Source organism: Bacillus sp. Marseille-Q3570, from assembly GCF_946151055.1.
In the GTDB taxonomy this organism is placed as follows: Bacteria; Bacillota; Bacilli; order Bacillales; family Fictibacillaceae; genus Pseudalkalibacillus.
In genome coordinates this window covers 524,720-544,233 of sequence record NZ_CAMGYZ010000001.1, presented here as the reverse complement: position 1 = coordinate 544,233, position 19,514 = coordinate 524,720, and the positions used below count along the sequence as shown (strand labels likewise).

The window sequence follows — 19,514 nt, the reverse complement described above, 5'->3', positions numbered from 1 at the left end:
ATAACATTTTTTGCTCGAATAAATCGCATCTCTCAAAAAAGGGGAACAATTATGTCGAATGCATTCTCTTTTTTATTTTCACAATCTTCTTTATAATAAAGGTATTACATATTTTTAGGGAGGATGTCTATGAAATTAACACAGTTACCCCAAAAGTGGAATTTAGAAAATATTTTTCCAGGTGGTAGTTCATCTCAAGAATTAAAGGCATACATACAATCCATTGAGGAACAGATCGTAGAAGCGAAAAATACAATCGAGGATTGCAATCCGCAAAATCATGAAGATCTTGCCAAAGTAGTCGAAGAAATGAGTCGCCTATCTTCTCGTCTTCATGAGAGCGGTGCGTTTGTGGGATGCCTGGTTGCACAGGATGTAAAAGATAAAGAAGCAGTCGCTATCCGAGGGAAGCTGGATCAGATCGGTGCGAAATACCATTCTTTATGGACGCAGTTCGATGTGAAACTGACTCAACTAACTGAGAATGAATTGAAAACGCTTCTTCAATACGATGATCTTTACCCATACACGTTTGTATTGAGTGAACGTCAAAAAAATGCAGTAGAGAAACTCGGCTTTGAACAGGAATCGCTCATCAACGACCTGGCGGTTGACGGCTATCATGCATGGTCCAACCTTTATGATCTTGTAGTCGGTAAGATGAGCATTCCATTTGAAGAAGATGGTGAGAAAAAAGAGTTATCAGTCGGTCAATTGGATAATAAACTATCCAGTCAGAATCCAGAAATCCGTCATCGTGCTTTTGAAGCCTATGAAAAGGCGTGGGAAGAACAAGAAGATTTCTGTTCTGAAGCATTGAATCACCTTGCAGGGTTCAGATTGAACACGTATCAACACCGTAAATGGGATTCAGTCCTGAAAGAGCCGCTCAAGATCAATCGCATGAGTCAAGAGACATTGGATATGATGTGGAAGGTCATCGAACAACACAAAAATACTTTTGTGAAATATTTGGATCGCAAGGCAGAAATGCTTGATCTGGAGAAGCTTGGCTGGACTGATGTGGATGCACCAGTAGGCAAAGCCGATACAAAGGTCTCCTATGATGAAGCGGCTAATTTCATAATTGAGCAATTCAATCGGTACAATCCTAAAATGAGCGAGTTTTCACGTAAAGCATTTGAAAAAGCATGGATTGAGGCTGAAGATCGTACTGGAAAACGTCCAGGAGGGTTCTGTACCAGTTTTCCGAATGCAAAAGAAACACGAATCTTCATGACATTTTCGGGGACAGCAAGCAATGTCTCGACACTAGCACATGAGCTTGGACATGCTTATCACCAGCATGTTATGGATGAACTCCCATATTTGAATCAGAATTACGCAATGAACGTAGCGGAAACAGCTTCCACCTATGCGGAGATGCTTGTGTCAGATGCTGCTGTAGAAGCAGCGAAGACAGAAGAGGAGCGTATCGTTCTTCTTGAAGATAAGATCCAAAGGTCTGTCGCGTTCTTCATGAATATCCATGCACGTTACTTGTTCGAGACACGTTTCTACAGTGAAAGAGAAAAGGGGCTTGTGTCTGTACCTAGATTGAAAGAATTGATGGAGGAAGCACAAAGAGAAGCTTACCGTGATGCATTAGGAGAGTACCATCCATATTTCTGGGCTTCCAAGTTACATTTCTATATAACGGATGTGCCATTCTATAACTTCCCGTATACGTTCGGATATATGTTCAGTGCAGGAATTTATGCGATTGCAAGAAAGCAAGGGGCTGCATTTGAGGATAAATATATCGCTTTGCTACAAGATACTGGAACAATGTCGGTAGAAGAATTAGCAGAGAAACACCTTGGAGAGGATTTGACAAAGCCGAACTTCTGGAATAATGCGATTCAACTCGCAGTACAAGATGTGGAAGAGTTTTTGAAACTGACAAAATAAGAACATTAAAAAGGGACTGACTCATATAGGGTCAGTCCCTTTTTGTACTTAAAGAAAATATGAAAATACGTTCTCCAGTATAAGCGCAACTAAGGCTCAGCCTGCGCAAAGGCTTTGCTGAGACATTTTTATGTGCTACCGTTTTTTCACACTTACATTACTGATCATTAAAAAGGAAAATATAAGTACGAGGAACATGAAGATGTAATTCGGAACCATGTTCACTGTCAAAAAAGATAGGGCTATGATGCATCCGGCAGCTGTGATCGGTAAACCCCTGAAGTGGCCATCAAATTCAGTAATGTTGAATCTTGCCAACCGTATTGCACCACATATGATAAAAATAATGATAAAGACGATTCCTGGAATACCGAATTCATGAAGTACCGCCTGGTAGATCAAGAAGGCTGGAGCGACTCCGAAAGAAATCAAGTCACACAAGGAATCAAGTTGTTTACCAAACTCTGATTCTATTTGCAACTTCCTCGCAATCATTCCATCAAACCGGTCAAACAAAGCGCAAAGGAAGATGAACCAAAAGCTCAATTCCAATTGGCCTTTCAGGATACAGACGATTGCAATCGCACCTAATGTCAGGTTCAACAAAGTCATTGCATTGGCAGTCTGACTCTTCATCCGTTTAAGTGTATGGTCAACCCGTTCCAAAAAGTACATGATATAAGTCACTCCTTATTGGTTTTTCATGAAAATGAAAAATGAAAAATCCAATTTCTTTGAGTTTTTAAAACTATTATATGCCACAACCTCATAATAAGAAAGTCTTATTTAACAATTACTTAACATTTCAAATGATTACATCTAAAAACGTTCACATTTGTTTGTTAACGATATCAAATTTAGTCCAATTCCGTGGTTGATCACACGTTAATCCGGCGAGAATCTTACATAATCCGGCCAGTTTGAGGAATAATCCGGCGGGAATCACGCGTAATCCGGCCACTTTTGAACATAAACCGGCCAAAGGTTACTTTTTACACCAAATCCGAAGGGAAAGCCTTCTTTTGCTTAACTTTCACAGAAAAATAGAAGCTGGCAGATTATTTGCCTGCCAGCTTTCCGTTATCTGTTTCATGAAGATTCATCGTTATATTTTTTCTGTAATTCGTCTTTAATCGTCCGTTCAGAGAGTGGTACGCCTGTACGATATGCTGCCCTTGAAATCATGTGGCCAGATACAGGAGCAGTCATCAATACGAAAAGGATACCAAGGATCAACTTTCCACTGACCATGCTTTCCTCGACGATAAAGAAGATGAATGCTGCTATCAAGACACCAGATACTCCAAGTGTCGCACTTTTGGTTGCCGCATGAAGCCTGGAATAAACATCAGGAAATCTTAGGATTCCAAGCGAACTCGAGAAAACGAAAAATGTACCGAGTAAGACAAGGACACTAATCACGACTTCGATCAATGATAACACCCTTTTCTAAGAATTTCGCAATAGCGACCGTTGCGATGAATGTCAAAATTCCAATCAATAATATTACATCATTCAGTCTGATTGTGCTTAATTGAATTGCAACCAATCCAGTCATGGAAATGAGGTTGATGCCAATTGTATCGATGGCAACAGCTCTATCTGGATTAGATGGTCCTTTGATGGCACGATAGAGCAGAAAGATGATGGATATCGAATTGATGACCATACATAGCCAGACGACATTGTGTAGTAATGAGCTCATCGTGTCACATCCTTTATCGCATTCTCAAACGTTCCTTTGATCTGATTGATCGTTTCATCGACATCCGGCAAATCCATCGCATGGATGTAAAGGAATTTGTTATCAGCGGATACATCTACAGACAATGTCCCCGGTGTCAAAGTGATGAGGTTAGCCAGCAGGGTGATTTCCCAATTGGTTTTCAAATCGATCGGGAGTGCTATTATTCCTGGTTGCATATCCATTTTCGGTTTATAAACCATTTTCAATACATCGATATTTGCGATGAGAAGTTCCTTTGCAAATAAAAGGATAAGCTTCCAAATTGCAATCACATATCTCAAATAAAAGGTATCTGGTATAAAACGGTTTAACAAAAACAGCAGGAAAATCCCGATGATGAATCCAATCAAAAATGTAACAAAGGTATAGGATTCCATCAAAAACATCCAAATCAGACCGATTGCAAGATTGATTATTAGTTGAAATGCCATATCAAACTACTCCTTTAAGACTGCGTCGATATAAACAGAAGGCTCTGTCAAATCAACACCGATTTGTTGGATATGTGGTAAAAACCATTCTGCTCCAACTCCAAGTACAATCGAGAAAATCAATAGAAAGGAAATTGGAAAATACAGTGGTCTGATCGAGCGTTTTTCCTGTGGTAATTCCATTCCTTCACCCCAAAAGCCGAGGATGAAGATCCGCATGACTGAGATTAGAATCAATAAACTTGTCATCAACGCGATGATTGCAATTACATAGTGGCCATTTGCAAATGCACCTTGCAACAATTGTAGTTTGCCAATGAACCCGCTGAACGGAGGTAACCCTGCTAACACAATCGCAGCAATGAAGAACATCCAGCCAAGCAGAGGATAGTCCTTGATCAAACCGCTGATTTTTCGTATATCAGAGGTACCAGCTACGATAGCAATTGCTCCAACCAATAAAAACAACGCTGCTTTGATTACCATATCATGAACCAAGTAATAGACGGACCCAGATAGAGATACATCACTGAAAATACCAACTCCCATGATCATGAAACCGACAGCTGGGATGATGTTATACGCTATGATCAGTTTGATATTATTCGTCGATAAAGCCCCAGCGACCCCGAAAATCAATGTAAACCCAGCTAATACAATGAAAAATGTATGCGTATAATCGATATTTCCGTTAAAAATCAAGGTGAAAATCCGAATGATCGAATAAACGCCTACCTTTGTCAATAACGCACCAAACAGGGCTGATATCACTGCTGGTGGTTTTGTATATGAATGAGGCATCCAGAAATATAAGGGAAACAAAGCACCTTTCGTCGCGAAGACGATAAAGAATAATATCCCGATTGTTGTCAAAATTCCTGACTGATTGACCTGGTCCACACGTTGGGATAATTGAGCCATGTTGACTGTACCAGTTACCGAATAAAGAAATGCTACTGTTGTGACAAATAAGATTGAAGAAAAAAGGTTCAATAGGACATATTTGATTGATTCCCGAAGCTGTTGTCTTGTCCCTCCAAGAACAATCAACCCATATGAAGCCATTAACAATACTTCAAAAAAGACAAAGAGGTTGAAAATGTCCCCTGTCAAGAATGCACCACTGACCCCTCCGATGAGCATAAGGAAGAACGAGTAAAAATAAAATTCTTCACGGCCCTTATCTAAAGAAAAGGGTGCGTAGAATGCAGCAGCTACTGCAACGACATTCGTAGTCAGGAGCAGTGATAACGAAAGCCCATCACCGACTAGGATAATTCCGTAGGGGGCAATCCATCCACCAGTTTCAAGGACGATGGTACCATGTTGTATTACATGAAATGTGGCATATGCTGTGACAGCCAGATTGATAATGGTGGCAATTTGTGTTCCTGTACGGACCAGAGGCAGTCTTTTTCTGAAAAAGACGAACATGGTGCCGGCGATGAGTGGTATCAAAATTGGTAATATGATTAGATTAGTCATGATCAGATCCCCTTAGTTGCTCCATGTTGTCTGATTTATTGGTTTTATAAGCTCTATAGGCCAACACGAGTAAAAATGATGTTACACCAAAGCTGATGACAATCGAAGTCAAAATCAGAGCCTGTGGAAGAGGATCCGTATACACATCGATCCCTTCTTCCAGAATAGGAGGCGCGCCTCTGTTAAGCTTTCCCATCGTCAAGATGAGCAAATGGGCGCCATGAGATAATATTGCTGTTCCGAATATGATTTTCAGTAATTGTCTTTGAAGTAATAGGTAGACCCCAGCTGAAAAAAGAATGCCAGCCAGGATCGACATGATGATTTCCATGATTAATCGATCTCCTCCTTGTCGCGGAGTCGGATCATTGCGTAGATCCCTAATGCAGCTATACCGAGAACTGTGATTTCAAACAACGTATCCAGTCCACGCATGTCAACAAGAATTACGTTTACCACGTTATTTCCACCGCCAAGATGGTGTGATTCTTTAATGAAATAGTGAGCGATCGTTTCAAAGCTCTTTGAACTATGCGATGCGATCGCAATCAAAGTAACTAGCACGCCAACTGACGCTGAAATGATGATATTAACCGTTTTGGCTCCAGGTGTTGTTTTTCCCGTATCAAGCTTCGGCAAGTGGTAAAAGCACAGTAGAAATAATGCAACCGTCACTGTTTCGACAATCAATTGTGTCAAAGCAAGGTCAGGTGCACGGAAAAACACGAAAAGTAGAGATAATCCATAACCTACCACACCAAGAACGAGAATTGCAGCAATACGGTTTTTCATCATTATCGTTGCAAATGCAGCAACCGCCATAACGAGACCGACCGCGACTTCTGGCCAGGAAATTGGTGCTAAGTCACCAGTCTCAATTACGAATCCGTCTGTCACAAACAGGGTTACTCCAACTGCCCCAATTATGAAAATAAGGATGTATAACACATAATGTCTGATTGATCCTGTCATATAAGTCCGGGTTGTTTTCTCAGCAATACGGAATTTCATATTATAGATGGAATCATAAGCTTTATTTGCACTTAACACCCCAGGTATCCAATTATAGACAGCCTGCCATTTTGCTCTTGTCAAATAAAGGATGACCCCTAAAGCGACTACGATCAATGACATGTAGAGGGGGAGTTTAAAGCCGTGCCAAAAGACGATATGTTTACTAGGAATCTCACCGAAAATTGCCGCTGTAGCTGGTGTCAAAATTGGACCGTTGATCAAATTCGGTAATAATCCGATCACGACGACAAACATGACCAGCACGATAGGCGATATTAACATGCCTATTGGTGCCTCATGTGGTTTGACCTTCAATTCGCCACGTGTTTTCCCCGTAAACGTATGGAAGAAAAAGTACATTGAATAGACGAAAGTGAAAATGCTTCCTAATACAGCAATGGCTGGGACGAATGGTGCAAGGCTAGCGACAAGTGGTGATGTCGTATCCAAATCCAGGGACGTTTGGAAGAACATTTCCTTACTTAAGAATCCGTTGAAAATCGGTAAGGGAAAACCAGCCATTGAAAAGGCACCGAAAAATGCTAATGTTGCCGATATCGGCATCAGTGTCATTAAGCCACCCAGTTTTCTAATGTCGCGCGTTCCTGTTTCATGATCGACAATTCCAGCAACCATGAACAGACTTCCTTTAAAAGTCGCATGGTTGAAAATATGGAAAACAGCTGCGAAAACAGCCTCTTTCGTACCAAAGCCCAGCATTGTCATGATCATTCCCAGCTGACTGATCGTGGAAAACGCAAGGATCGCTTTTAAATCTGTTTGACGGACAGCCATGTATGATCCCCAACAGAGCGTCAATAAACCAAAGCCTGTTACTAAAACGAAAAAGATATCTGTACCGCCGAACAATAAGAAAAGGCGCGCAGTCAGATAGATCCCTGCTTTCACCATCGTTGCAGAGTGAAGGAAGGCACTGACCGGAGTCGGTGCTTCCATCGCATCTGGTAGCCAGATATGGAACGGGAATTGTGCAGATTTCGTGAAAGCACCTAACAGGATCAATAGTAAAATACCTGTAAAATAAGGACTCTCTAGTACGCTATCGCTAGCTGCAATCATCTCCCGTATACTTGTCGTTTCTGTAACGATGGTAAGGAGGATGAGTCCGCCGAGCATGGCAAGACCGCCTAATACAGTGATGATCATCGATTTCAGCGCACCATAACGTGATGCTTGCCGTTCATACCAATATCCGATCAAGAGGAAAGAAGATAAACTTGTCAACTCCCAGAAAAGATATAACGCATAAACGTTATCTGAAAGAACGACACCAAGCATTGCGCCCATGAAAATGAACAAGAAAACATAAAAATTATGCAACTTTTCGTTTTTATTCAAATAAAAAATGGAATACAAAACTACAAGAGTTCCTATTCCGCTTATTAATAATGAAAAGAGTAAACTGAGTCCATCTAAATAAAAACTGAAGTCCATTCCAAGCGAAGGCACCCATTGGACAAGCGAGTGAACATTTGCGCCTTCTGAAATTGTAGTAATTTGTGATAAAAAATACGCAAAGATCCCAAAAGGAATTGGGAGGATTAACCATCCTGTGTGGATTGCCCGTATGTATCGAAAGAAAAACGGCACAAATAATGCCGTAATGAACGGAGCAAGGACTGCATATTGCAACATAAAAAAGATCCTCCTATCAAGATTTCCGTATCAGTTATGTACTGTACCATTCCCATTGTAATCACAATAACTATGGATTATCAACAATTTTAACGTCAAATGACCTTAAAAATTCAACGATGTTACAATCTACTGACGATTTATCTTATTCTATTATCACCCAAGTTTGGAACTTTAATAGTTGTTAATGCTCAGGCTTTTAGATTTCTGTGAAATTCACTTCCATTCCGTTGGCGATTCAAGCCTCCTCATGAAATACCTCAATGTGGGGTCTCACCTGGCTCGTCTTTCCCGAAGGAGTGTGGGGAGTATCGCTTGTAAGTCGATAAAGTCATTGAACAGAACGAATGCAAAAAAAAAGAACCAACAAAAAATGTTGGTCGGGTTATAAGTGCGTAGAAATTAAGTTAGTAGTCAAATGCCGTCGGTCAATCTCTTTTTTGATCAAAGTGATGAATTCGTGGCTCAGTTTCAACTCTCTCGCTTTGTGATAGGACTCAATCAAGAGCTCATCAGATAGATTTTCCATAAGCACAGCCGAAAATGGGCTTCGCACCTCCAGACTCATTTAGAAATTAGTAGGATCGTTCTTTTGTAAAAAGTTCTGTTTTTAATGAAAGTATAAGTTCGAATATGATCAACATAGAGGAAAGCGTTGAGGCTCGTCATAAAAGATTTTTATAAGTCATATTGAATTCGAAGCTTGCATAAACTTTTATGTTATGATGTAAACCTAGCTTACCATGAAATGGAATGAGGAACAATCGTTCTCTTATCCACAAAACGAAGTGGATAACTTGTGGGTAAAATGTTCATAAAGTAAATGATTGGTTAATTTTCAATGTGTATATTGTGAGTAAAGTTATCCACAAATTCTGAATAAATCGAAATTTGTCGAAAAGTTTTTGTTTTTTTGTTTTGAGGAGTTTATCTTTTGTTTTAGAAGTTAGTGGCTTGGAATAGGATAGAGCGTTTTCCTCTGTCTATTCATTTTAAATTTGACACGTTTTTCAAAATGGATCTGTCTACAAGAAATGGTGAAAAAACATTGTCGATGGGTAAATTATTGATACAATAAAGGTTGGATTGAAGAAGAATTGGATATGAGGTGTATTGGTAGTGTTTAAACAATTATTGCCTAATGAACATGTTCCTTCTATTTATGATATAGATGCGAATGAGTTATTGGAAAGAGGAATCAAAGGAATCATTACAGATCTTGATAATACATTGGTCGAATGGGACCGTCCTGAAGCTACCCCTGAATTGATCAAATGGTTTGCGATGTTGAAGGATAAAGGTTTACAAGTGACCATCGTTTCAAATAATAATGAGGATCGGGTACGTAGTTTTTCTTATCCCTTGAATATCCCGTTTATTTTCCGAGCTCGTAAACCGATGACCAAAGCTTTCAAACGAGCAGCGAAAAATATGAAACTTCAGCATAATGAAGTGGTTGTCGTAGGAGATCAGATTTTTACAGATGTTCTTGGAGGCAACAGGCTCGGGTTATATACCATCCTTGTCGTTCCTGTGGCAAAAAGTGATGGAATCGCTACAAAGCTCAATCGTTATATGGAACGCCATGTTTTGCAGTGGATGAAACGTAAAGGGTTAATTAATTGGGAGGAATGATCTTTGGGTAATTCGATATTTTGTGAGGGCTGTGGAGTGGCCATCCAAACGGAAAATAAAAAAGAGTTAGGGTATGCTCCTCCATCAGCATTGGAAAGAGAACAAGTGATTTGCCAACGCTGTTTCCGTCTGAAGCATTATAATGAAATACAAGATGTATCACTTACAGACGATGACTACCGTAAAATCTTGTCAGGGATCGGTTCACAAGATGCATTGATTGTGAAGATTGTTGACATTTTTGATTTCAGTGGAAGCTGGTTGACAGGTATCCACCGCTTTGTCGGAAAGAATCCGATTCTGCTTATAGGCAATAAGCTTGACCTCCTGCCTAAATCAGTCAAACCGAATAAAATAAAAAATTGGATGAAGTATGAAGCCAAACAATTAGGCGTAAAAGTAATCGATGTCGAATTGATGAGTGCTGAAAAAGGTATGAGGGTAAAAGAAGTTGCTGCGACGATAGATGAGTATCGGAATGATAAAGATGTATACATAGTCGGTGCAACGAATGTAGGTAAGTCCACGTTCATCAATCAATTGATCAAAGAATTCAGTGAAGAGACATCAACATTAATTACAACATCACATTATCCCGGAACGACGCTTGATCTCATAGAAATTCCTTTAGATGAGAAGCGTTCACTTTATGATACACCGGGGATTATTAATCACCATCAGATTGCGCACTATATTAATAAGAAAGACCTTAAAAAAATCACACCGAAAAAAGAGATAAAGCCTAAGGTTTACCAGTTGAATGACGGACAAACCCTATTCATGGGCGGTCTTGCACGTTTTGACTTCGAATCTGGACCGAAGCAGTCGTTCATATGTTACTTGTCTAACGAGCTGCCCATTCATCGGACAAAGCTCGAAAAAGCATCAGACCTTTATGAAAAACAGGCAGGAGAACTGCTGAGCCCGCCTGATTCAGATGATGTGAGTCAATTGCCACCATTAGCAAAGCATGAATTTTCCATTAAAGAGGATAAGGTAGATATCGTGTTTTCTGGACTTGGATGGATCACGGTAACCTCTGCTCCTGCAAGAGTAGCAGCTTATGCTCCTAAGGGAGTGGGTGTCTATGTACGACAAGCGCTTATCTGAATATGCTGTGATTGGTGACCCGATTATACAATCGATGTCTCCGGAAATCCATAATGCATGCTTCAAACAACTGGGAATCGATGCAAAATACGAAGCAGTTCATGTGAGAAAAGAGGAACTGGTACAAAAGGTGCAAGCCCTTATTGAATCCGGCTACAAGGGCTTCAATGTTACCATTCCTCATAAGCTGGATATCATCAACCTTCTGGATGAAATGGACCCTTTCGCTAAGGCCATAGGAGCTGTCAATACGGTCATTGTGGAAGGATCTAAACTGAAAGGTTACAATACAGATGGTCCTGGATTTTATCAGTCTTTGCTTGAGGTTCATCCTCTCAATTTGAAGGAATCGAATATTCTTATTATCGGTGCTGGGGGAGCTGCCCGTGCTATTGTAAAGGCATTTCTTTTGAATGGAGTAGAACAGGTGACAGTCACAAACAGGACTGAAGAAAAAGCTGTTCAACTTCTTGAAGGGAGCAATGGACAAACCCTTCCACTAGAGGAAGCTGCATCGAGATTAGCCCAATATGATATTGTCATCAACACGACACCGATCGGGATGGTCCAAAATATCAACGGAACACCAATTTCCTTGGATTATCTGGAACCCCACACAGTCTTAGTTGATATCATTTATAACCCGTTGATGACGAAGTTTTTGAAAACAGGACTGGAAAAAGGATGTACGGTCCAAAATGGAGTGCCGATGTTCATACATCAAGCAGCACTTTCATTTGAACTTTGGACGGGGAGAAAGCCTGATCTAGGTTTGATGAAGTGGACTGTCGAACAAAAGCTTGGAGGGAAATGAACATGTTAACAGGAAAACAAAAGCGGTTTTTGAGGTCGAAAGCCCATCACCTGGATCCGATTTTTCAGGTTGGAAAAGGCGGTACAAATGAAAATATGTATTCACAAATCAATGACGCACTTGAAGCTCGTGAGTTGATTAAAGTCAGTGTACTGCAAAATTGTGAAGAAGATAAGGACACTGTGGCTGATACTTTGACAGAAAAAACTGGAGCTGAGCTTGTACAGGTAATAGGGAATACCATCGTTTTATATAAAGAATCGAAAGAGAAAAAAACAATCGAGCTGCCGTCCTGATCCAATGAAAAAGAAAAAAGTTGGCATTCTAGGAGGTACCTTTGATCCACCTCATATCGGTCATCTCATCATGGCACAGGAGGCGCTTGAGCAATGTAACCTGGACAAGATATGGTTTATGCCCAGCGCATCACCACCACATAAAAAGATTGATGGCGTCTCGTCTGGAAATGATCGCGTGAAAATGGTGGATAAAATGATTGAAGAAGTGGAAGAATTTGAACTTTCTCTTATTGAGTTTGAACGGGAAGGCCCGTCTTTTACAGTCGATACGATGAAAGAGATGAAAATGAAGCATCCTGATTATGATTTCTATTTCATCATCGGGGGAGATAGTATAGCAGCATTGCATACCTGGGAAAGGATCGATGAATTGATAGAGGACGTCACCTTCATCGGCATTGAACGACCGGGACATGAGTTCAAGAGCCCTTATCTTGGTAGTATCATCGCTATTGAAACCCCTTTGATCGGAATTTCTTCCACAATGTTAAGGGAACGTTTCCGACAAAAGAAAAACACAAAGTATTATGTGACTGAAACAGTCAAGGATTACATTGAGGTGAATCGGTTATATGACGAAGGATGAAGCGCTGAAAATCGTGAGAGAACAGCTTACGGAGCACCGATACCAGCATACGATCGGTGTCATGGATACAGCGGTAGAATTAGCTGAGAGATTCGGGGCAGATTCTGAAAAAGCGAGGATGGCTGCGATATTCCATGATTATGCCAAATTTCGTTCTAAAGAAGAAATGAAAAGAATCATTAAGGAACAGAATCTTGGAGAAGATCTGTTACGCTATGGTTCAGAGCTATGGCACGCTCCAGTTGGTGCTTACCTTGTCGAAAAAGAAGCGGGGATGGAGGACGAAGAGATCCTTCAAGCGATAAGTAGTCATACTTCCGGCAGAGTCGGGATGTCCATGTTAGAAAAAATCATTTTTCTAGCAGATTATATAGAACCAGGAAGACATTTCCCGGGAGTAGAGGACGTCAGAGAAGCAGCCAAAGAGAATTTAAATGAAGCTGTGAAGCAGTCTCTAATGAATACCATCACATTTCTTATGAAGAGAAATCAACTCGTTTTCCCTGAAACGCTATACACTTATAACGATATCGTTCGACAACAAGGAGGAAAAAATGAATGACATCAAATGAATTGGTTGAATTATCAGTACGAGCTCTTGATGATAAGAGAGCTGAAAACATAGTCGTCTTGGATGTGCAAGGGATTTCACTTGTGGCAGATTACTTCATAATATGTCATGGAAACTCGGAAAAACAAGTTGAAGCGATTGCCCGTGAAGTAAAAGACCGAGCCCAAGAAAACGAATACCCTGTCAAACGTTTGGAAGGATTGGATCAATCGCGGTGGGTCCTCATCGATCTTGGAGATGTCATCGTTCACATCTTCCATAAGGATGATCGCATGTATTATAACCTCGAGAAATTATGGGGCGATGCGCCAACGTTGAACATTGAATCTATGCTGACATAATGGAGTGAAATCATGAGTTATCAACATTTTGCAGGATTATATGATCGGTTGATGGAGGATGCACCTTACGATATGTGGGTCAGTTTCGTCAATAGAGCGATTGACACATACTGCAGCGGTCCTGCAAGCTCTTTACTTGATATCGGGTGTGGAACAGGTGAGATATCGTTACGCTTGTCGGAGAAAGGCTATAACGTACAAGGAATCGATCTTTCAGAAGAAATGTTGACTGTTGCAAGGGAAAAGGCTGAACATAAAGGTTTGCATGTTCCATACTATCAACAGGATATGAGAGATCTTGATGGTTTCAAAGAGCAAGACGTGGCGCTGATCTTTTGTGATTCTCTCAACTATCTTCGTACCCCAAACGATGTGAAAACGGCATTCCAATCCATATCTAAATCATTGAAGGTTGAGGGATTGCTCTTGTTCGATGTGCATACATTATACAAGATAGAAACTGTTTTTTCTGACCACATATTCACGTTGAATGATGAGGAAATCAGCTATATTTGGGAATGTCATCCTGGGGAAGAAGAAGGAAGCATCCATCATGATTTGTCCTTCTTCGTACATACTGGAAATGATGTATACAAAAGGTATGATGAGAGTCACTATCAAAGAACTTATTCGTTAGAAACATATCAATCATTACTTGATGAAGCAGGGTTTGAACTTCTCACTGTAACAGGGGATTTTACAGATCATCATCCGAATGATACATCAGAGCGTCTGTTTTTTACAGCAAGAAAAAGAGCTAGACTATGATTGATAAATGTAGGTAATCAAAAACCCGAAAATGACCTTTGAGAGTCATTTATTCGGGTTTTTTATTGTCGATAAGTGAAATCCACCATAATCCTGTGGGAAAATGCTACAATTTCCATCAACAAGGTAGAGCGTCTATTTAATTAAAGTAAAAAAAGGAAAAAGGTGATTTGTGTCGAAACATACCTTAATCCTAATATTGCTTTGTAAATTGTTGTTCGACGGCTTCGCAGTCTTCTTCGTATTTTGCGTGAGTTCTCTTGATCACATTGTTGAAAAGAGGACCAAGTTCTGCATCAAACACTTTTAAAGCCTCTCCGGTGACCCCGCCTTTGACACATACTTTTTCCAGCAAGGTAGGTAACGTATAAATCTCCTTCTCTATCAATTTACCCATCCCGATGATCATTTCACTTGCAAGCTGGGTAGCCTGTTCCTTAGAAATTTCCGTCTCCTCAACAGCGCTTTCGATGTAAGCTTGGAGTAAATAACTGAAAAATGCAGGACCTACACTTGATAAATCGGAAGCGACCCTCGTAATGGATTGATCGATTTCAACAGGTGAGGAAATCTTACTCATCAAGTTCTTCAAATTTCTCTTATGGGTTGGTGTACAACGTTTTCCGAATGTTATGAGGGACGCGCCGGAAAGCGCACGGTTCGTGATACTTGGTATCACTCTGGCGACACAGCAAGGGCTCACTTCTTCCAATTGTTCAACGGATATCGGACTAGTAATCGAAACGATCAGCTTTTCATTGGTTAAACATGGTGCGATCTTTTCTATCAATGCATGATACTCAAGTGGTTTAACGCAGATGAAGAGTATATCCGCAAAGGAAGCGACTTCACTGTTCGTTTTACCGACATTCAGGCCAGGATATTGTAGTTTCAATGCTTCTGCTTTTCGAGCAGTTCGATTGATGATCATTAAATCGGACGGCCTGACAGCTAACGATTCCATAAAAGCAGAGATCAATATTGTTCCCATGTTCCCTGTACCTATAACGCCCACTTTCATATATAAACCCTCCTCTTGACCGTCTTCTATCTTCAAATGTATGTGCCACTGACACCATTTATGAATAAAAACAAACCGTGGTAGGTTCTAAAGGATTAATGAATGGAAAGGAGGTGATCGTTTTGAATTGGGATTCCTTTTCAAAGCGGGAACGTATTTTAATTTTATTGATCATACTACTTGTCGGTGGCTTCTTTTGGATGTACCAGGGGGTTACGACAGGACCTGATGTCTCAGGAATACCCTCTACACTTGGAGAAGATGAAGAGGAAGGAGCTTTACCGAGCCAAGTAAATAATCAAAAAACAGAAGCGAGAGTTGAAAATCGTTTAATCGTTGATGTTAAAGGGGCTGTACGTTCACCAGGTATTTTTGAAATGAAATCTGGACAGCGGGTGAATGATGCTGTTCAGCTAGCCGGTGGATTTAATGAAGATGCTGACCAAAATAGTATCAATCTAGCGCAAATACTCGTTGATGAAATGGTCATCTATGTGGCTGCAATCGGAGAAACAGCGCCTCCTGTTGCTTCTGCGGAAAAAGAAGATGGAAAGATTGATATCAACCATGCAGAAGCATCAGCATTAGAAACAATACCAGGAATAGGTCCATCGAAGGCAGGAGCGATCATTTCCTATCGGGAGGAGAATGGAGGGTTTGCATCGATCGATGATTTGATGAATGTGCCAGGGATAGGGCAAAAAACATTTGAACAATTGAAAGAATATATTACAGCTTCGAAATAAGATTGCACAGGGGACAATCTATCGATAAACTTAAGGGAACAAGGGAAGGGGGCTTACGATTTTGGGTCGTATTTCATGGAACCAATATTTCATGGCACAAAGTTCGTTGCTCGCATTACGGAGTACATGTGAACGATTGGCTGTGGGAGCAACGATTGTAAGAGATAAAAGGATCATAGCAGGAGGTTATAACGGTTCGATCTCCGGTGGTGTCCATTGCAGGGATGAAGGATGTTATGTGATTGATGGGCATTGTGTCCGCACGATTCACGCCGAAATGAATGCACTTCTCCAATGTGCCAAGTTCGGTGTACCGACGGAGGGCGCTGAGATATATGTGACACATTTTCCGTGCCTTCAATGTTGTAAGGCGATCATCCAAAGCGGTATCAAGAAGGTTTATTATGCTGCTGATTATAAAAATCATCCGTACGCGATCGACTTATTCGAACAATCAGGTGTCGAAACAGAACTTGTGGAATTGCAAGACCAGTATGATCTGACCTCTAATGCCAAAAGGGATTTCACTTCTGAATTACTTGAACAACTTTCAAAACATTTGGATGACGAAAAAGCTGTTGATCGTCTGAATGAAAAGTTTGCACTACTTTACGAACGTGATGGACATTCTTGAAAAATGAAGATGCAATTTATTGCCATAACAGCCATCCTCGGGATTCTCACGACTACAACCCGATGGTGGCTGTGTGCTATCCTGATTAGTTACCTCATCATTAACTTCTATCTGAAAAGGTTATCCTTACTGGTATGTATAGTGATGACAGGTACCTATCTCTTTTTTGTCCTCTATACGCCTTTTTATAATGATCTCCATGCAACACAACTGTCTCTGGATCAAACATCCCTCACAGGCACGATCATTTCCACGCCGAATATCGATGGAGATCGTATCACTTTCCACTTAAAGCTTCCTAATAAAGAAAAGATTCTTGTCAAGCATAAAATCCAGACAGAAAAGGAACAAGATGACCTTAAAAACCTATATTACGGAGATGTTTGCAGGTTTTCAGGAGAATTGGAACAACCGGATGCGAACCGGAACTTCTACGGATTCAATTATCGTATGTATCTTAAAAACACTTTCAACATCCATTGGGTTTTTAGCACAACCAAGCTTTCTATAACAAATTGTGCAACAGGAGAAGGGATTCTTACTTCTTTACATCGTTTTCGTCAAGATCGTATCGCAATGATAAATGAAGACTTCCCGGAAGACCTGCGGGGGATGATGAATACCCTGGTATTTGGTGATCGGACCGGAATTGATGAAGATTTACAAGAACGTTATCAAAGCCTCGGATTGATTCACCTTCTAGCGGTTTCGGGTTTACACGTAGGGACGATTCTGGGCATTTTCTATTTTCTTCTCATTCGTGCAGGTGTCGTGAAAGAAACTGCCTTGTGGACCCTACTACTGTTCATTCCCTTTATTATTTTACTGACTGGTGGAGCACCGTCTGTCATACGTGCAGGGTTGATGGCTGCACTGGTGTGTCTTATCTTGCTGCTACGGATCAAAATGACGACTTTCAATCAATTGTGTATGATCCTGCTCGGACTGTTGCTCTTTAAACCAATTTTTGTTTACTCCATCGGTTTTCAGCTCTCCTTTCTAATTACCGCTTCGCTCATTTTATCAAGCAAAACGATTTTGCGTGATCTCCCACCATACAAACAGCTACTGTACGGGTCCTTCATCGCGCAAACTGCTGCCTTGCCGATTGTCTTATGGAACTTTTATGAGTATTCCATTTGGTCTCTTCCTTTGAACATGATTTTCACCCCTTTCATGACTATTGTTCTTCTCCCGTGTATCTTACTTACTTTTTCCATGTTCCTTTTGATTCCATTTCCCGTGTGGGAGTTGCCGAGTGCATTACTAAGTTTTAGTTTCAAGTATATTCATCTTGTCATGCAATGGGTGGACAACCTTCCGTTTGGGCTTCTGACTCTTGGAAGACCGAATGTGATCCTGCTTTTTGGGATAGTGATATGTTTTTATTTCCTGTTGGTGTCATGGGAAATAAATTTTAAGCGTTTGCTTTTACCGTTTATCAGCATCGTATTGCTGTTAAGTGCCCAGTTTATCCATCCAAAATTCAATGCAAATGCATATGTGACTTTCCTTGATGTCGGTCAAGGGGATGCAATCGTCATTGAATTACCGTTCAGAAAAGCAGTCTATGTGATCGACACAGGGGGAATCATCCGTTTCAACCAGGAAAAATGGATGGAAAGGAGGAACGAGTTCGACACAGGAGATGATATCGTTGCAGATTTTTTAAAAGCGCGTGGAATACGTAAGGTGGATGCCTTGATCCTTTCACATGGAGACTTCGATCATATTGGCGGTACAAACGGATTGTTGGAAAAAGTGAGGATAGAGCAGGTAGTGTATGGAAAATCAGATCATCTAGAGGCTTCAGAATTGGAATTTTTAAAAGGACTTGGGGCACCAATTCAATTGTTAGAGGAGAATGTATCGTGGAAAATCGGCTCCTCTTCATTCAAGACCCTGAATCCAGACCGAACACGTGAAAGCCGTAATAACAGATCGCTGGTTTTATATGCGGATATTCATGATAATGCTTTTTTATTCACAGGAGATATCGATCACAAAATTGAGGAGAGGATCTTAAACGAATATCCAACGTTAGAGGTGGATTACGTGAAGATTGCTCACCACGGGAGTGATACTTCTACATCACAATCATTTATAAACAAATTAACTCCTAAAGCTTCTTTTATTTCTGTAGGTGCAGATAACCGATATAATCATCCATCATCTTCGGTCATCGAAAGGTTGGAGAATCACAACATTGACATTTTTCGCACCGATGAACATGGTGCGATTATGGTAATTATTTCACCTGATCAAACACGTATAAAAACCGTTTCTCCATAAGATGATAAAGGAAAATCTATAGTCCTCTCCTATAATATTGTTAAAGTATTACAAACCGAAAATAAAAAAAGCGACAGGAAAAATCCCCTCGCTTTTCTAAAAAACGTATATGTACCCAACGAATTTCGGGTTTCTTTAAAGCGCAACAGCTTTAATGATCACTGCCGTAAAGAAAATGACGGTGAAGAACAAGAAAGAATAGAGAAAACCAAGTCCAGAATCAACTACATCATTGGTTTTAGCCTGTACATCTTTTTCAAAGTCATTCATTTCCGCAACCCTCCTGTTTCAACTCAAGTATACGGTATCTATCGCAAAAAATCCATATCTCTATTTTTTACGATTAGGTGAAACTTATGCGATTCATGTCATTCTTTAAACACCTAAAATCTTGCCCATATTGCTAAGAGTTGACACCTATACTTTCACCCTGCATAGGATAACATAACAATA

The 19,514-nt window shown here is 40.4% G+C and carries 22 protein-coding genes; 12 read left to right on the top strand and 10 right to left on the bottom strand.

Annotation, left to right across the window (positions count from 1 at the left end; translation table 11 throughout):
* Positions 1 to 129 precede the first annotated feature (129 nt).
* A complete protein-coding gene (locus tag N8M93_RS02825; protein WP_261129577.1) occupies positions 130 to 1,911 on the top strand; it encodes a M3 family oligoendopeptidase in 1,782 nt (593 codons plus the stop codon).
* A gap of 135 nt (positions 1,912 to 2,046) precedes the next feature.
* On the opposite strand, the gene pssA is transcribed toward N8M93_RS02825, so the two are convergent.
* The 8 genes from pssA to N8M93_RS02785 all read right to left on the bottom strand — a co-directional run bounded on the left by pssA (position 2,047) and on the right by N8M93_RS02785 (position 8,773).
* Positions 2,047 to 2,586, bottom strand: a complete 540-nt coding sequence (gene pssA, locus N8M93_RS02820; protein WP_261129576.1) for a CDP-diacylglycerol--serine O-phosphatidyltransferase — start codon at positions 2,584 to 2,586, stop codon at positions 2,047 to 2,049.
* 414 nt (positions 2,587 to 3,000) lie between these two features.
* Positions 3,001 to 3,354: a monovalent cation/H(+) antiporter subunit G gene (mnhG, locus tag N8M93_RS02815; RefSeq protein ID WP_314728246.1), complete on the bottom strand. Its 354-nt coding sequence runs from the start codon at positions 3,352 to 3,354 to the stop codon at positions 3,001 to 3,003.
* The gene (locus N8M93_RS02810) at positions 3,326 to 3,616 is read right to left on the bottom strand and encodes a Na(+)/H(+) antiporter subunit F1 (RefSeq protein WP_221565728.1); all 291 of its coding nucleotides are present in this window, start codon (positions 3,614 to 3,616) and stop codon (positions 3,326 to 3,328) included. Before N8M93_RS02810 ends, mnhG begins: the two co-directional genes overlap by 29 nt.
* A complete protein-coding gene (locus N8M93_RS02805) occupies positions 3,613 to 4,089 on the bottom strand; it encodes a Na+/H+ antiporter subunit E (protein ID WP_261129574.1) in 477 nt (158 codons plus the stop codon). Before N8M93_RS02805 ends, N8M93_RS02810 begins: the two co-directional genes overlap by 4 nt.
* A gap of 6 nt (positions 4,090 to 4,095) precedes the next feature.
* A complete protein-coding gene (locus tag N8M93_RS02800; RefSeq protein WP_261129573.1) occupies positions 4,096 to 5,574 on the bottom strand; it encodes a Na+/H+ antiporter subunit D in 1,479 nt (492 codons plus the stop codon).
* Entirely contained in the window at positions 5,567 to 5,905 is a 339-nt protein-coding gene (locus N8M93_RS02795) for a Na(+)/H(+) antiporter subunit C (protein ID WP_261129572.1), read from the bottom strand. The genes N8M93_RS02800 and N8M93_RS02795 overlap by 8 nt, the downstream gene beginning before the upstream one ends.
* 2 nt (positions 5,906 to 5,907) lie before the next feature.
* Positions 5,908 to 8,244 (bottom strand): Na+/H+ antiporter subunit A, encoded by a 2,337-nt coding sequence (locus N8M93_RS02790; protein ID WP_261129571.1) that lies wholly within the window; start codon positions 8,242 to 8,244, stop codon positions 5,908 to 5,910.
* A gap of 385 nt (positions 8,245 to 8,629) precedes the next feature.
* Positions 8,630 to 8,773, bottom strand: coding sequence for a sporulation histidine kinase inhibitor Sda (locus N8M93_RS02785; RefSeq protein ID WP_221565718.1), 144 nt, complete (start codon positions 8,771 to 8,773; stop codon positions 8,630 to 8,632).
* A 590-nt stretch (positions 8,774 to 9,363) separates the two neighbouring features.
* Between N8M93_RS02785 and N8M93_RS02780 the strand changes: the two genes are divergently transcribed.
* From N8M93_RS02780 to N8M93_RS02745, 8 genes are read left to right on the top strand one after another with little or no spacing between them, the layout of a single operon-like run.
* Positions 9,364 to 9,879 carry a YqeG family HAD IIIA-type phosphatase gene (locus N8M93_RS02780; protein WP_261129570.1) on the top strand — a complete coding sequence of 172 codons (516 nt, stop codon included), beginning with the start codon at positions 9,364 to 9,366 and terminating at the stop codon, positions 9,877 to 9,879.
* Positions 9,880 to 9,882: 3 nt separating this feature from the next.
* Complete coding sequence (gene yqeH / locus N8M93_RS02775; RefSeq protein WP_261129568.1) at positions 9,883 to 10,989, top strand: ribosome biogenesis GTPase YqeH; 1,107 nt, start codon at positions 9,883 to 9,885, stop codon at positions 10,987 to 10,989.
* The gene (gene aroE / locus N8M93_RS02770) at positions 10,967 to 11,803 is read left to right on the top strand and encodes a shikimate dehydrogenase (protein WP_261129567.1); all 837 of its coding nucleotides are present in this window, start codon (positions 10,967 to 10,969) and stop codon (positions 11,801 to 11,803) included. The genes yqeH and aroE overlap by 23 nt, the downstream gene beginning before the upstream one ends.
* Positions 11,804 to 11,805: 2 nt before the next feature.
* Complete coding sequence (gene yhbY, locus N8M93_RS02765; protein ID WP_261129565.1) at positions 11,806 to 12,099, top strand: ribosome assembly RNA-binding protein YhbY; 294 nt, start codon at positions 11,806 to 11,808, stop codon at positions 12,097 to 12,099.
* A gap of 4 nt (positions 12,100 to 12,103) precedes the next feature.
* Positions 12,104 to 12,688 (top strand): nicotinate-nucleotide adenylyltransferase, encoded by a 585-nt coding sequence (locus tag N8M93_RS02760; protein WP_261129564.1) that lies wholly within the window; start codon positions 12,104 to 12,106, stop codon positions 12,686 to 12,688.
* On the top strand, positions 12,675 to 13,250 hold the full coding sequence (yqeK, locus tag N8M93_RS02755; RefSeq protein ID WP_261129562.1) for a bis(5'-nucleosyl)-tetraphosphatase (symmetrical) YqeK: 576 nt from the start codon (positions 12,675 to 12,677) through the stop codon (positions 13,248 to 13,250). The genes N8M93_RS02760 and yqeK overlap by 14 nt, the downstream gene beginning before the upstream one ends.
* Positions 13,247 to 13,600 (top strand): ribosome silencing factor, encoded by a 354-nt coding sequence (gene rsfS, locus N8M93_RS02750; protein WP_261129561.1) that lies wholly within the window; start codon positions 13,247 to 13,249, stop codon positions 13,598 to 13,600. The genes yqeK and rsfS overlap by 4 nt, the downstream gene beginning before the upstream one ends.
* 12 nt (positions 13,601 to 13,612) lie before the next feature.
* Complete coding sequence (locus N8M93_RS02745) at positions 13,613 to 14,368, top strand: class I SAM-dependent methyltransferase (protein WP_261129560.1); 756 nt, start codon at positions 13,613 to 13,615, stop codon at positions 14,366 to 14,368.
* A gap of 193 nt (positions 14,369 to 14,561) precedes the next feature.
* On the opposite strand, the gene comER is transcribed toward N8M93_RS02745, so the two are convergent.
* Complete coding sequence (gene comER, locus N8M93_RS02740; RefSeq protein WP_261129559.1) at positions 14,562 to 15,389, bottom strand: late competence protein ComER; 828 nt, start codon at positions 15,387 to 15,389, stop codon at positions 14,562 to 14,564.
* Between the two features lie 122 nt (positions 15,390 to 15,511).
* Between comER and N8M93_RS02735 the strand changes: the two genes are divergently transcribed.
* The 3 genes from N8M93_RS02735 (at position 15,512) to N8M93_RS02725 (ending at position 19,061) form a co-directional block, all read left to right on the top strand.
* Positions 15,512 to 16,135, top strand: a complete 624-nt coding sequence (locus tag N8M93_RS02735; protein ID WP_261129558.1) for a ComEA family DNA-binding protein — start codon at positions 15,512 to 15,514, stop codon at positions 16,133 to 16,135.
* A gap of 61 nt (positions 16,136 to 16,196) precedes the next feature.
* A complete protein-coding gene (locus N8M93_RS02730) occupies positions 16,197 to 16,769 on the top strand; it encodes a ComE operon protein 2 (protein WP_261129557.1) in 573 nt (190 codons plus the stop codon).
* A gap of 3 nt (positions 16,770 to 16,772) precedes the next feature.
* Positions 16,773 to 19,061 (top strand): DNA internalization-related competence protein ComEC/Rec2, encoded by a 2,289-nt coding sequence (locus N8M93_RS02725; RefSeq protein WP_261129556.1) that lies wholly within the window; start codon positions 16,773 to 16,775, stop codon positions 19,059 to 19,061.
* 135 nt (positions 19,062 to 19,196) lie between these two features.
* Here N8M93_RS02725 and N8M93_RS02720 read toward each other — a convergent pair whose 3' ends face one another.
* Positions 19,197 to 19,331, bottom strand: coding sequence for a YqzM family protein (locus tag N8M93_RS02720; RefSeq protein ID WP_221565692.1), 135 nt, complete (start codon positions 19,329 to 19,331; stop codon positions 19,197 to 19,199).
* Positions 19,332 to 19,514: the final 183 nt, after the last annotated feature.

What these genes read in the sequence shown, in the direction of transcription:
- N8M93_RS02825 (WP_261129577.1), top strand. Translation starts at nt 130, where the DNA reads ATGAAATTAACACAGTTACCCCAAAAGTGGAATTTAGAAAATATTTTT.
- pssA (WP_261129576.1), bottom strand. Translation starts at nt 2,586, where the DNA reads ATGTACTTTTTGGAACGGGTTGACCATACACTTAAACGGATGAAGAGT.
- N8M93_RS02810 (WP_221565728.1), bottom strand. Translation starts at nt 3,616, where the DNA reads ATGAGCTCATTACTACACAATGTCGTCTGGCTATGTATGGTCATCAAT.
- N8M93_RS02805 (WP_261129574.1), bottom strand. Translation starts at nt 4,089, where the DNA reads ATGGCATTTCAACTAATAATCAATCTTGCAATCGGTCTGATTTGGATG.
- N8M93_RS02800 (WP_261129573.1), bottom strand. Translation starts at nt 5,574, where the DNA reads ATGACTAATCTAATCATATTACCAATTTTGATACCACTCATCGCCGGC.
- N8M93_RS02795 (WP_261129572.1), bottom strand. Translation starts at nt 5,905, where the DNA reads ATGGAAATCATCATGTCGATCCTGGCTGGCATTCTTTTTTCAGCTGGG.
- N8M93_RS02790 (WP_261129571.1), bottom strand. Translation starts at nt 8,244, where the DNA reads ATGTTGCAATATGCAGTCCTTGCTCCGTTCATTACGGCATTATTTGTG.
- N8M93_RS02785 (WP_221565718.1), bottom strand. Translation starts at nt 8,773, where the DNA reads ATGGAAAATCTATCTGATGAGCTCTTGATTGAGTCCTATCACAAAGCG.
- aroE (WP_261129567.1), top strand. Translation starts at nt 10,967, where the DNA reads ATGTACGACAAGCGCTTATCTGAATATGCTGTGATTGGTGACCCGATT.
- yhbY (WP_261129565.1), top strand. Translation starts at nt 11,806, where the DNA reads ATGTTAACAGGAAAACAAAAGCGGTTTTTGAGGTCGAAAGCCCATCAC.
- N8M93_RS02760 (WP_261129564.1), top strand. Translation starts at nt 12,104, where the DNA reads ATGAAAAAGAAAAAAGTTGGCATTCTAGGAGGTACCTTTGATCCACCT.
- yqeK (WP_261129562.1), top strand. Translation starts at nt 12,675, where the DNA reads ATGACGAAGGATGAAGCGCTGAAAATCGTGAGAGAACAGCTTACGGAG.
- rsfS (WP_261129561.1), top strand. Translation starts at nt 13,247, where the DNA reads ATGACATCAAATGAATTGGTTGAATTATCAGTACGAGCTCTTGATGAT.
- N8M93_RS02745 (WP_261129560.1), top strand. Translation starts at nt 13,613, where the DNA reads ATGAGTTATCAACATTTTGCAGGATTATATGATCGGTTGATGGAGGAT.
- comER (WP_261129559.1), bottom strand. Translation starts at nt 15,389, where the DNA reads ATGAAAGTGGGCGTTATAGGTACAGGGAACATGGGAACAATATTGATC.
- N8M93_RS02725 (WP_261129556.1), top strand. Translation starts at nt 16,773, where the DNA reads ATGAAGATGCAATTTATTGCCATAACAGCCATCCTCGGGATTCTCACG.
- N8M93_RS02720 (WP_221565692.1), bottom strand. Translation starts at nt 19,331, where the DNA reads ATGAATGACTTTGAAAAAGATGTACAGGCTAAAACCAATGATGTAGTT.